Here is a 9,964-nt window from a genome sequence, read left to right on the forward strand (position 1 = left end):
TTGCCGGGATGGATGTTCTCGGCGGTCAGAACCACGTAAAGCTTGCCGTCTTGCTCAATGACGTTGCCCTTGCGAATAGAACTGGCGATGACTTTCAAAGGACTGTTTCCTAAATTTCGGGCCCGGGACCGATCCGGACAAGGGTGTCCTGTGGCCAGCGAAGCGGTTTCGGCCTGCAACATACTGATTTCGTGTCGCGATGCCAGCGTTTTGCGGCTCGCCGCGGGACAACCTTAGTGGACCTGACCCGGCCGATTTCGCCGTGGTGGGCGCCGTCCCGCCACCTCGATCGCGCCCCGTTATTGCGGGCGCGGGCCGAAATCACCCGCGCCACCCGGCAATGGTTCGCCGATCAGGGCTTTATCGAGGTCGAAACCGGGATTTTGCAGGCCTCGCCCGGCAACGAGACCCATCTGCACGCGCCGCGCACGGAACTGACCATCGGCGCCGGCGAGCGCTTGTGCCGCTATCTGCGGACCTCGCCGGAATTCGCCTGCAAGAAGCTATTGGCCGCCGGCGAGCAAAAAATCGTCGAATTCGCCCGCGTGTTCCGCGACCGCGAGCGCGGCGATCTGCACCTGCCGGAGTTCACCATGCTGGAATGGTACCGCGCCGGGGCGCCCTACCAGGCGGTGATCGAGGATTGCGTGGCGGTGATCGCAGCGGCGGCGCGCGCCGCCGGCACACGGCGGTTTGCGTTCCGCGGTCGCTCCGCGGATCCGTTTGCCGCCCCGCAACTTCTGAGCGTGGCGCAGGCGTTCCAGAGCTTCACCGAGATCGATCTGTTGGCCAGCATCAAGGGCGGCGAGGGCGACCGCGGTGCGCTGGCCGCGATGGCGCAGCGCTGGGTCAGGGTCAGCGACGACGACGATTGGTCGGACATCTTCAGCAAGATTCTGGTCGAACATATCGAGCCCAATCTGGGGCAGGGGCAACTGACCGTGCTATGCGACTATCCGGCGCCGGAAGCCGCCTTGGCGCGGACCAAGCCCTCCGATCCGCGGGTGGCCGAGCGCTTCGAGGTCTATGCCTGCGGCGTCGAACTGGCGAACGGCTTTGGTGAGTTGACCGACGCGCAGGAGCAGCGCACGCGCTTCACCAGAGCAATGGATGAGAAGCAGCGCCGCTACGGCGAGCGTTATCCGCTCGACGAGGAGTTTCTCGCAGCGGTCGGGCAGATGCCCGAGGCCAGCGGCGTGGCGCTCGGCTTCGACCGGCTGGTGATGCTGGCGGCCGGCGCGCGGCGGATCGACGACGTGGTGTGGACGCCGCCGGCGGGGACGCCATGAGCAAGCTTTTGAATATTCCCGCTGCGACGACGCTGCGGCGGCCGGCGGAACTGGTGGCGCGCGGGCTGGTGTCGGCGGAGGACCGGCCGGCGCTCGAGGCGGTGGCGCAGCGCTACGCGGTGGCGGTGACGGACGCGGTCGCGGACCTGATCGATCCGAGCGACCCGGCCGATCCGATCGCCCGGCAATATCTCCCCAGCGCCGCGGAGCTGCGTGTCGATGCGGTCGAGCGCGCCGATCCGATCGGCGACACCGCGCACGCGCCGGTCGAGGGCATCGTGCACCGCCACGCTGACCGCGTGCTGTTGAAGCTGGTCACGGTCTGCGCGGTGTATTGCCGGTTCTGCTTCCGCCGCGAGACGGTGGGGCCGGGCAAGGCCGCAACGCTGTCCGGCGAGGCCTATCGCGCCGCGCTGGATTATATCCGTGCCGATCCGCAGATCTGGGAAGTGATCCTGACCGGCGGCGATCCGTTGATGCTGTCGCCGCGCCGGCTCGCCGAGGCGATGGCCGATCTCGCCGCGATCCCGCACGTCAAGATCATCCGCATTCACAGCCGCGTGCCGGTGGCGGAGCCGTCGCGGATCAGCCGCGACCTGGTCGGTGCGCTCAAGGTTGCCGGCGCCACGGTGTGGATGGCGCTGCACGCCAACCACCCGCGCGAATTGAGCGAGGCGGCGCGCGCCGCCTGCGCCCGGATCATCGATGCCGGGATCCCGATGGTCAGCCAGTCGGTGCTGCTGCGCGGCGTCAACGACGACGCCCTGACGCTGGCGGCGTTGATGCGCGGCTTCGTGGAATGCCGGATCAAGCCGTATTATCTGCATCACGGCGATCTGGCGCCGGGCACCGCGCATCTGCGCACCCCGCTCGCCGAAGGTCAGGCCCTGATGCGGCAATTGCGCGGCCGGGTGTCCGGGCTGTGCCAGCCGGATTACGTGCTGGACATCCCCGGCGGCTACGGCAAGGCGCCGGTCGGCCCGAATTATTTGATGCTTTCGGATGATCCGGCGGCAGATTCGCGTTATCGTGTCACCGACTATTGCGGCGACGTTCATCTCTATCCGCCGCGCGCCGCCGCCGACGACTGACGCGGAGCCGGCGGATCCGGAGCGTCATCGCAATCGTGAAGACCCGACGCGGCTTGCGGGGTCGGGGATTGTGGCCGCTGGAGTATGGTTGGCCGAACCATGGCCGAGCTCTCAAGCTGCGGGATTGCGCGGCGCAGGCTTGCGCGCGAGGATCGAACGCAGCGCTGGTCGGCGCCAGGCTAAGGAGAAGCAAGATGCAAAGATTGATCACATCGGCAATGCTGCTCGTGGCGCTCGGCAGCGCCGCGATGGCACAGAGCGGCATCGGCACGGCGCCCGCCGACAATCGTTCTGGCTCGCCGGCGCTGTCGTCCGATCAAAAGGCCGTCGTACCCGCCCCGGTTGGCCACCGCCAGCCGAGGCTCGATCCGTCATTGCCAGACCCCAACACCCGCGATCCGGCGGACGTGGCGCTGGATCGGCAGTTGCGCAGCATCTGCCGCGGTTGCTGAGCGGCGTCAGCGGTTGCGCGCCGCCAGCGCCATTGCGATCATCGAGGCGCCGCCGAACAACAGATTGATTCCGACCAATAGGCCGATCGCCCACAGCGCGGTGCCCGGCAGGCCGCTGATGATGACGGCGGCGACCAGCAGGTCGGCGAGGCCGGCGGCCAGCATCCAGCCCCAGCGCTCGGTCAGTTCGCGGCGATGCTCCAACGCGTACATGATGGTCACCACGCCTTCCGCGAGGAAGTAGGCGCCGACCACGATGGTCAGGGTCAAGGTGGCCTCGAGCGGCCGCGCCAGCAGGATCACGCCGGCGATCAGCGCTACCACGGCGGAGGCCAGCGACCACCAGAAGCCGGGCAGTTGCCGCGCCCAGAATGTCAGCGCCAGGCCGATCACGCCGCTGATCAGCAGCATCCAGCCCAGCAGAATGGTGATGGCCAGACTCGCGACCGGCGGCAGGATGATCGCGGCGAGACCGAAGATCACGAACAGCACGCCCTCGATCAGCAGCGCTTTCCAATGCGCATGCGCGGCGGCGTCCAGCTCGGCTTGAAGGCGGGTGGTATCATCAGGAAGTGTCATCGAGATCTCCTTTACCGGCGCAATGTCGGCTACCATTATAGCGTGCGCTAACGCCGCGGCCGCAACAATGTTCGCAGCCGCGAGACGTCCGGACAGGAGCCAGATCGTGGTGACCGCTCGATAAAGCAAGGCCCCGGATCGCTCCGGGGCCTGTGCTGCTAACTGCAACTCAACGGTTCAGCGAGTGCCGTTGTTGTTGCCGGCCGGACCGACGTCGCCCTGGCTCGACGCCGGCGGCTGGATGTTGCTGCGGCCCATATTCGACGACCCGACGGTGCCCTTATGCATGCCGCCCGTCGACTTGTGGACGCCGTTACCGACATTCTGCGAGCCCATGGCATTGCCGTTGGAATCGGTCTGGCTCTGCGCCGAGGCGCCCATGGTGGTTGCCAACAGCGCAGCTCCGGCGATCATCGCCAGGTTGATCTTCAATTTCATCATTCGCTCCTTGTTAGATGATGCGGGGGAGCAAACCGGCGTTGATCGATCTCGTTCCGATAATCCGGGAGGAATTTCCCCGATTCCGCCTCTGATCGGAACACAATTCCCCAGAATCTGTTCAAAATTCCAGGAGGAGACCGTGATGCGAAAAATCTGGATCGGTTTGGCGGCGCTGGTGTCGGCCGCGATCGCCTTCGGCAACGCCGCGCACGCCCGCGACTATCGCTATTGCCTGGTATCGCCGGGCTTCGGCTATCCGGGGGAATGCAGCTATTCGACCTACCGGCAATGCGCCGCCTCGGCGTCGGGCCGATATGCCGATTGCATCGTCAATCCGGCTGCCGGCTACGGCGCACCCCGCCGCGCGCATCGCCGCCGCTGATCGCCGCATCCACCGCCGCCGCTTCCGCTAACAGCAGCGGCGAAGCATGACCAACCGCGCTCAGCATTGACGGCGCCAACGACAAATGTGTCGGTCGGTCGTCACGCCGGCATCAGATCGGCGATCGCGCCGACATCGCTGGCAGACAGAGCTGCGGTCAGTCACCATGGCCACGAATACCATGACCGCGAGAGGAACCGCGCGGCTGGGCGCGGGCCTGATGCTTAGCGGCGCGGGCCAGGGCCTGATGCTCAGTGCCGCTGGCGCGGATCGATGTGGACGCGCTGGTGCTGATGCTGAACATCGCCCAGGATCACCACGCTGAACAGGATCACCACGGTGGACACCGCGGCAGCAGATAGCAGCAGAATATCGAGGGTCATCATGGCTGCGCATCCTCTGTAGATTTTAAATTATTCCGCCCGAATTCGAGGATTGGCGTTGACGCGGATCAAATGCCGGCATCGGCGCGCATGCGCGGCCTGCGGGCGAGCCGTGCAATTCTGCGCCCCGGTTCGGACCCGGCACCGTGCCGTCGAGCGGCTGCCGCGGCAGGCCGCGTCTGCGAGCGAGGGCTGGCCGATCGTTGGTGATTGAACGCTTACTTGAGCGCTTACTGTGGCACTTAGTTGAGCGCTTCCTTTTGGCGCTTATTTGGGTGCGCAGGTGACGATGATGCTGCTGGAACTGCCGCCGCATTTCGCCTTCAGCTGGCCGTTCTCGACCAGCAACGTGTCAGTCAGCCGGGTGCCGGTGCCGTTGACACAGAGCGCGGTGACCAGGGTCTCGGTCGCGTCACAGGTCAAGGGACAGCCATCCTTGGCGCAGGAGCTGGAGACCAGCGTTCGCAGCGCGGTCGCAGGCGCGCCGGCGGCGCCTTGTGGGCCCGGCGCGCCGGGGTCGCCCGGCTCGCCCTTCAGGCTGCGGGTGTTGAGCGCAACCAGGACGATTGCAATCGCGCCGACCACGACGGTGGCCACCATCACCTGATTGCGAATCTGCTCCGAGGTGAAGCTCGGCAGGGTGGGGCGCTGCCAGGCCGGCCAAGCTGGCAGGGTCATTTCACTCAAAGTTAGGTAGCCAATGAAGATCGACCCGCCGCCGAGCAGCAGCACCACCAGCAACGAGGCGATTGCCGAGAGATAATCCATCTTGTCGTTCCACCTGAGCTGCGCAGATGCCGGTACTTACCGGCCGGGCGGGGCCACATGTCCAACCAATGAAAAGCTGGGCGTCATCCTGCCACCCAGCCGCGATCACCATTAGCATCGCGGGGCGGCCGTTTCCTTGAGCTAAATCACTGATTCGGAAACGTCGTGAACGCGACATTGCAGCGGGGCCCTGGCGCAGACGGGTTATTAACGACTGCACACGCAGCGCTCACGCGCGCTTGTTCGCGGCGTTCGGAACGCCGGCGCGGCGGCGGGGTTCTCATTCCGTCCACAACAGGAGATCTCCATGCGCTCGCTTATCATCGCGGCCCTGGCGGCGACGTCGGTCGCCGCCCTAACCGGCGTGTCGGCGTCCCCGGCCGAAGCCCGGGAATACGCCTATTGTCTACAGGGGCAACAACAGGGTTACCCCGGTGCCTGCGACTACAGCAGCTTCCAGCAATGCAAGGCGGCAGCCTCCGGCACCGAATCCGATTGCGCCATCAATCCGCGCTTCGCCTTCGGTGCCCAGGGCCGGCCGGCCTACCAGTCCTCCCCTTACAACGCCCGCGCGCAGTGGTAAGCAGCGCGCTCGCCGACACGCCGCCCCGTCGATCGCGCCGGGGCGGCGTATTTTCGCGCCGGGGCGTCTGATAGTCCCAGGCATCGGCGCTTACCGCTTGCGCAAGCTTCGGGGGCGCTTGTCGTCGGCCCACACGGCGCCGCGGTGAGCTCTGGCCTGCTGCCCTGCAACATCGCCTTCGCGCTTGCAAATGGCCAAATGCCAGACCAAACACCAAGTCGGATAACCCTGCCGGCGCCGGGTTCTCGACCTTCGCATCGCTAGACATCCAGGCGAATTGGGCTGAAAACCAGCCGCGGCCGGATCGGGTTTGCCGATCAGCGGTCGTGCACGCCCCACCCGTATGCCTGGAGCTTTCTGTGCGCCCTGCAGTCATTGCCGCGACCGGCCTCTACACTCCGCCCGAAAGCATCTCGAACGCCGAGCTGGTCGAGGCGTTCAATGCCTATGTCGCAGGGTTCAATGCCGCCCATGCCGCGCCGATCGCGGCGGGCGAGATCGCGCCGTTGCAGCCGTCCTCGGCCGAGTTCATCGAAAAGGCCTCGGGCATCAAGTCGCGTTACGTGATGCAGAAGTCGGGCATCCTCGATCCCGAGCTGATGCGCCCGGCGATCCCGGAGCGCGCCAACGACGAGATTTCGCTGCTGGCCGAGATGGCGGTTGCGGCCGCCGAACAGGCGCTGCAACGCTGGGGCAAGCCGCGCGAGCGGATCGGCGCGGTGCTGTGCGCCTGTTCCAACATGCAGCGGGCCTATCCGGCGATGGCGGTGGAAGTACAGGCCGCGCTCGGGCTCGGCGGCTTCGCCTTCGACCTCAACGTGGCCTGTTCGTCGGCGACTTTCGGCATCAAGACCGCGACGGATTTCGTCGCCACCGGCTCGGTCGACGCGGTGCTGATGGTCAATCCGGAGATCTGCTCGGGCCATCTCAATTTTCGCGATCGCGACAGCCATTTCATTTTCGGCGACGTCGCCACCGCGGTGATCGTCGAGCGTGCCGACGAGGCGCAAGGCGGCTGGGAGATTCTCGGCACCCGGCTGAAGACCCAGTTTTCCAACGCCATCCGCAACAATGCCGGGTTTCTGAACCGCGCCGCGCCGGAGCGCCGCGACCTGCCGGACAAGCTGTTCGTGCAGCAGGGCCGCAAGGTGTTCAAGGAAGTGGTGCCGCTGGTCTCGGAGATGATCCTCAGTCACGCCGCCTCGCTCGGGCTCGATCCGCATGCCCTGAAGCGGCTGTGGCTGCACCAGGCCAATATCAACATGAACGAGCTGATCGGCCGCCGCGTGCTCGGCCGGGACCCGACCGCGGACGAGAACGTCATCATCCTCGACCGCTACGCCAACACGTCGTCGGCGGGGTCGATCATCGCCTTCCACCAGCACTCCGACGACATGGCGGCCGACGACGTCGGGCTGATCTGCAGTTTCGGCGCCGGCTATTCAGCCGGCACGGTGTTCGTGCGCAAGCGCTGAGTCGCGAGCCGTTGCCTCAGGGATGCCAATCCAGCACGGTGGTCTGGTTGCCGTATTGCGCGTTGAAGCCGATGGCGTGGCGTTGCATCGCCAGCAGCGAGGTCTCGTCGTCGCTTCTCGGACACTGCACCACATAGTTCTTCAGATGGGAGCGCTTCAGCAGGTCGCGGAACGAGGTTTCGGCGCGGACCAGATCATCCGAGGTGGAGAACGGCGCCGAGACATAGGCCTTGTGGTCGGCGTCGGAGGAGGCGAGGCAATAGCGCCAGTCATTGGCGCAAGCCGGCGCCGTGGCGCTGATCGCCAGCGCCACCGTCAGCAGTGTTCTGCGAAATGCCATCCCTCAACCCGCCGATCGGTGATCGTGAATTGCAGAAGATTGCGGGCGTTGCATTAAGACCGCGTAAACCCTTGGCGACCGCGTACAGCTCTGGCCAACAGTGGGAGAGCTGGCACGCCGGGGAGCCTGAGGAAAATCAGGAGGTCTTGGCGGGCGGGGCAGGGGCTCGCCGGCCGTGCTCCAAAATGCCGGTCATGTCGGAGACGTCGCCGCTGGCGCCGTCGATCAGCATCTGGCCGAGGTCGACGGTGCGGACGCCGTCGGCATCAGGCCCGTTCGACTGGGTGATCAGATTCCACGGGATGAAGAGATTCTTGATGGCTTTCCAGACGCCCATCTGAGGCCTCCGACGATCGGACGAAGCAACAACACCGCGGGTCCGCGCGCGATTCCTGCCGGCCTCGCTTATAACGGAGCGGCGGCCCCGATAACAGCGGGTTTTGCGCGATGCCATTGCAATGATGGCGCTCCCTAGCGGAATCGAACCGCTCTCTCCACCGTGAAAGGGTGGCGTCCTAACCGATAGACGAAGGGAGCCAAACGATCGTCCCGGCCCCTCCGGGAGGCGGTGCTGGGTCGCGTTTCGCGGCTGTATAAAACGAGTCTTACAGATCGATCAATGCCTTATCGGCACCGACCGGCTGCCGAAATCCGCCGTTGGCGGCTGATTTGGCGAGTGCGGGCGAACGTATAGTGGCGTTTTTCGAGACGGGCAAGCGCTCTGCGCGAGGTTGCGCCACTTCTAACCAAGACCTTTCCGCGATGCCGCGGTTTTCGCGCCTCGCGCCAAGCATTCCGCAACGCTCGACCGCTAAAACTTGCTTCGATTTGGAGGCATGACGATGGCATCGACGAAGAAGCGCGACAGCCGCAAGGCCGTGCAGCAGACCGGCTGGATCACCCTGGAAGGCGGCTTCGCCGCGCGGCCCTGCGTGGTGCTCGATCTGTCCGCGTCGGGCGCCAAGATCACCCTAGAATCGCCGCAGGCGCTGAACTCAAAATTGCGGCTGGCGTTTTCACGCGATGCCCGCCATGGCCGCGACTGTGAAGTGGTGTGGCGCCGCGGCAGCACGCTGGGGCTCAAATTCACCGCCTAGAACTCCGGTTCTGATAAAATCAGAACCGGAGTTCTGGATTCTTATTTGACGCGTTTTCTTCACGCGAACCGGGACCCACTTTCCGGGATCCTGCTTGAGCTGTTCGCAGTCGGGCGCCGCCGCGCGTAGCGCGCGGGTCACAACGCAAAACAAGAGGCAGCGCGATGCGATGCCTCTTGTCGTTGCTCTCGTGTTGCTGCTCTCGACACGGCTGTGCCGGTGTGGCGTGCCTAGCGCCCCAGGAACAGCCACAGCAGAATGATCACCGGAATCGGCACACCAAGAAGCCAAAGCAGAAGTCCGCGTCCCATCGTCAACCTCCCTACAAATCAATGTCGGGAGGAGAACGCGACGCCCCCTGCAGGGTTCCCGACGCGGCATGGATTCCATTGCGCCGCGATTCAACTCGCGGCGCGATGCGTAGTTGGCTGGATCACTGTCGCGGCGGTGCCGCAGCAGCCGCGGGTGCGGCGTGTCTGTGCTCACCAATGTCCGGTGTTCGGCATCGACGCCCACGGCTCCTGCGGCGGCAGCGCCTTGCCCTTCTGCAACAGCTCGATCGAATGCAGATCGGGCGAGCGCACGAACGCCATCTCGCCGTCGCGCGGCGGCCGGTTGATGGTAATGCCGAGCTTCATCAGCCGATCGCAGGTGGCGTAGATGTCGTCGACCTCATAGGCGAGGTGGCCGAAGTTGCGGCCGCCGGTGTAGACTTCGGGATCCCAATTGAAGGTCAGCTCCAGCAGAGGCGCCTTTTTGTCGCGCCCCGAGGCGACATCCTCCGAGGCGGCGAGAAACACGAGCGTGTAGCGCCCCTTCTCGTTTTCGGTCCGCCGCACCTCGGTCATGTCGAGGTGATCGACGAAGAATTTCAGCGTTTTGTCCAGATCCGTCACGCGGATCATGGTGTGCAGGTAGCGCATCGCCCTACTCCCCCGGCGTTCACTCGCGGGCATTATGGGGCGCGTCCTCCAAGCGGCAACCTTGAGCGCCGCTGTTTTTCATTCAAAAAGGAACCGCAGCCCCCGCCGATCGTTATCAAGCCGACTGATCATTGAGGTCAAAATCATGTACGTTTCGAGTT

The 9,964-nt window shown here is 65.2% G+C and carries 14 protein-coding genes, 1 tRNA gene and 1 pseudogene; 7 read left to right on the forward strand and 9 right to left on the reverse strand.

What is annotated here, in order from left to right; translation table 11 throughout:
- Nucleotides 1–182: pseudogene (locus VGC77_RS08825) on the reverse strand (elongation factor P); the annotation flags it as partial.
- 54 nt (nucleotides 183–236) lie between these two features.
- Between VGC77_RS08825 and epmA the strand changes: the two are divergent.
- The 3 genes from epmA (at nucleotide 237) to VGC77_RS08840 (ending at nucleotide 2,832) form a co-directional block, all read left to right on the forward strand.
- On the forward strand, nucleotides 237–1,289 hold the full coding sequence (gene epmA / locus VGC77_RS08830) for an EF-P lysine aminoacylase EpmA (protein WP_331171196.1): 1,053 nt from the start codon (nucleotides 237–239) through the stop codon (nucleotides 1,287–1,289).
- Nucleotides 1,286–2,380 (forward strand): lysine-2,3-aminomutase-like protein, encoded by a 1,095-nt coding sequence (locus tag VGC77_RS08835; RefSeq protein ID WP_331171197.1) that lies wholly within the window; start codon nucleotides 1,286–1,288, stop codon nucleotides 2,378–2,380. The genes epmA and VGC77_RS08835 overlap by 4 nt, the downstream gene beginning before the upstream one ends.
- A gap of 218 nt (nucleotides 2,381–2,598) precedes the next feature.
- A complete protein-coding gene (locus tag VGC77_RS08840; RefSeq protein WP_331171198.1) occupies nucleotides 2,599–2,832 on the forward strand; it encodes a hypothetical protein in 234 nt (77 codons plus the stop codon).
- Nucleotides 2,833–2,838: 6 nt separating this feature from the next.
- On the opposite strand, the gene VGC77_RS08845 is transcribed toward VGC77_RS08840, so the two are convergent.
- Nucleotides 2,839–3,411 carry an HdeD family acid-resistance protein gene (locus VGC77_RS08845; RefSeq protein ID WP_331171199.1) on the reverse strand — a complete coding sequence of 191 codons (573 nt, stop codon included), beginning with the start codon at nucleotides 3,409–3,411 and terminating at the stop codon, nucleotides 2,839–2,841.
- A 177-nt stretch (nucleotides 3,412–3,588) separates the two neighbouring features.
- Nucleotides 3,589–3,849, reverse strand: a complete 261-nt coding sequence (locus VGC77_RS08850; protein WP_331171200.1) for a hypothetical protein — start codon at nucleotides 3,847–3,849, stop codon at nucleotides 3,589–3,591.
- Between the two features lie 145 nt (nucleotides 3,850–3,994).
- Here VGC77_RS08850 and VGC77_RS08855 point away from each other — a divergent pair, with 145 nt between their 5' ends.
- On the forward strand, nucleotides 3,995–4,234 hold the full coding sequence (locus tag VGC77_RS08855; protein WP_331171201.1) for a DUF3551 domain-containing protein: 240 nt from the start codon (nucleotides 3,995–3,997) through the stop codon (nucleotides 4,232–4,234).
- Between the two features lie 251 nt (nucleotides 4,235–4,485).
- On the opposite strand, the gene VGC77_RS08860 is transcribed toward VGC77_RS08855, so the two are convergent.
- Both VGC77_RS08860 and VGC77_RS08865 read right to left on the reverse strand, forming a co-directional pair.
- The gene (locus VGC77_RS08860) at nucleotides 4,486–4,620 is read right to left on the reverse strand and encodes a hypothetical protein (protein ID WP_331171202.1); all 135 of its coding nucleotides are present in this window, start codon (nucleotides 4,618–4,620) and stop codon (nucleotides 4,486–4,488) included.
- Nucleotides 4,621–4,884: 264 nt separating this feature from the next.
- Nucleotides 4,885–5,385 (reverse strand): collagen-like protein, encoded by a 501-nt coding sequence (locus VGC77_RS08865; RefSeq protein WP_331171203.1) that lies wholly within the window; start codon nucleotides 5,383–5,385, stop codon nucleotides 4,885–4,887.
- A gap of 307 nt (nucleotides 5,386–5,692) precedes the next feature.
- Between VGC77_RS08865 and VGC77_RS08870 the strand changes: the two genes are divergently transcribed.
- Together VGC77_RS08870 and VGC77_RS08875 are read left to right on the forward strand one after the other, a co-directional pair.
- Entirely contained in the window at nucleotides 5,693–5,968 is a 276-nt protein-coding gene (locus tag VGC77_RS08870; protein WP_331171204.1) for a DUF3551 domain-containing protein, read from the forward strand.
- A 359-nt stretch (nucleotides 5,969–6,327) separates the two neighbouring features.
- Entirely contained in the window at nucleotides 6,328–7,443 is a 1,116-nt protein-coding gene (locus VGC77_RS08875; RefSeq protein WP_331171205.1) for a beta-ketoacyl-ACP synthase III, read from the forward strand.
- Nucleotides 7,444–7,459: 16 nt separating this feature from the next.
- Here the strand turns inward: VGC77_RS08875 and VGC77_RS08880 are convergent, their stop codons facing one another.
- From VGC77_RS08880 to VGC77_RS08890, 3 genes are all read right to left on the reverse strand, one after another.
- Nucleotides 7,460–7,783, reverse strand: a complete 324-nt coding sequence (locus tag VGC77_RS08880) for a hypothetical protein (RefSeq protein WP_331171206.1) — start codon at nucleotides 7,781–7,783, stop codon at nucleotides 7,460–7,462.
- A 136-nt stretch (nucleotides 7,784–7,919) separates the two neighbouring features.
- Entirely contained in the window at nucleotides 7,920–8,120 is a 201-nt protein-coding gene (locus VGC77_RS08885) for a hypothetical protein (protein WP_331171207.1), read from the reverse strand.
- 125 nt (nucleotides 8,121–8,245) lie between these two features.
- Nucleotides 8,246–8,320 (reverse strand) — tRNA-Glu (locus VGC77_RS08890).
- A gap of 305 nt (nucleotides 8,321–8,625) precedes the next feature.
- Here VGC77_RS08890 and VGC77_RS08895 point away from each other — a divergent pair.
- On the forward strand, nucleotides 8,626–8,880 hold the full coding sequence (locus tag VGC77_RS08895) for a PilZ domain-containing protein (protein ID WP_331171208.1): 255 nt from the start codon (nucleotides 8,626–8,628) through the stop codon (nucleotides 8,878–8,880).
- A 482-nt stretch (nucleotides 8,881–9,362) separates the two neighbouring features.
- Here the strand turns inward: VGC77_RS08895 and VGC77_RS08900 are convergent, their stop codons facing one another.
- On the reverse strand, nucleotides 9,363–9,803 hold the full coding sequence (locus VGC77_RS08900; protein WP_331171209.1) for a VOC family protein: 441 nt from the start codon (nucleotides 9,801–9,803) through the stop codon (nucleotides 9,363–9,365).
- Nucleotides 9,804–9,964: the final 161 nt, after the last annotated feature.

This window comes from Rhodopseudomonas sp. (genome assembly GCF_036404135.1).
Lineage (GTDB): Bacteria > Pseudomonadota > Alphaproteobacteria > Rhizobiales > Xanthobacteraceae > Rhodopseudomonas_A.

What these genes read in the sequence shown, in the direction of transcription:
- VGC77_RS08835 (WP_331171197.1), top strand. Translation starts at nt 1,286, where the DNA reads ATGAGCAAGCTTTTGAATATTCCCGCTGCGACGACGCTGCGGCGGCCG.
- VGC77_RS08840 (WP_331171198.1), top strand. Translation starts at nt 2,599, where the DNA reads ATGCTGCTCGTGGCGCTCGGCAGCGCCGCGATGGCACAGAGCGGCATC.
- VGC77_RS08845 (WP_331171199.1), bottom strand. Translation starts at nt 3,411, where the DNA reads ATGACACTTCCTGATGATACCACCCGCCTTCAAGCCGAGCTGGACGCC.
- VGC77_RS08850 (WP_331171200.1), bottom strand. Translation starts at nt 3,849, where the DNA reads ATGAAATTGAAGATCAACCTGGCGATGATCGCCGGAGCTGCGCTGTTG.
- VGC77_RS08855 (WP_331171201.1), top strand. Translation starts at nt 3,995, where the DNA reads ATGCGAAAAATCTGGATCGGTTTGGCGGCGCTGGTGTCGGCCGCGATC.
- VGC77_RS08860 (WP_331171202.1), bottom strand. Translation starts at nt 4,620, where the DNA reads ATGATGACCCTCGATATTCTGCTGCTATCTGCTGCCGCGGTGTCCACC.
- VGC77_RS08865 (WP_331171203.1), bottom strand. Translation starts at nt 5,385, where the DNA reads ATGGATTATCTCTCGGCAATCGCCTCGTTGCTGGTGGTGCTGCTGCTC.
- VGC77_RS08870 (WP_331171204.1), top strand. Translation starts at nt 5,693, where the DNA reads ATGCGCTCGCTTATCATCGCGGCCCTGGCGGCGACGTCGGTCGCCGCC.
- VGC77_RS08880 (WP_331171206.1), bottom strand. Translation starts at nt 7,783, where the DNA reads ATGGCATTTCGCAGAACACTGCTGACGGTGGCGCTGGCGATCAGCGCC.
- VGC77_RS08885 (WP_331171207.1), bottom strand. Translation starts at nt 8,120, where the DNA reads ATGGGCGTCTGGAAAGCCATCAAGAATCTCTTCATCCCGTGGAATCTG.
- VGC77_RS08895 (WP_331171208.1), top strand. Translation starts at nt 8,626, where the DNA reads ATGGCATCGACGAAGAAGCGCGACAGCCGCAAGGCCGTGCAGCAGACC.
- VGC77_RS08900 (WP_331171209.1), bottom strand. Translation starts at nt 9,803, where the DNA reads ATGCGCTACCTGCACACCATGATCCGCGTGACGGATCTGGACAAAACG.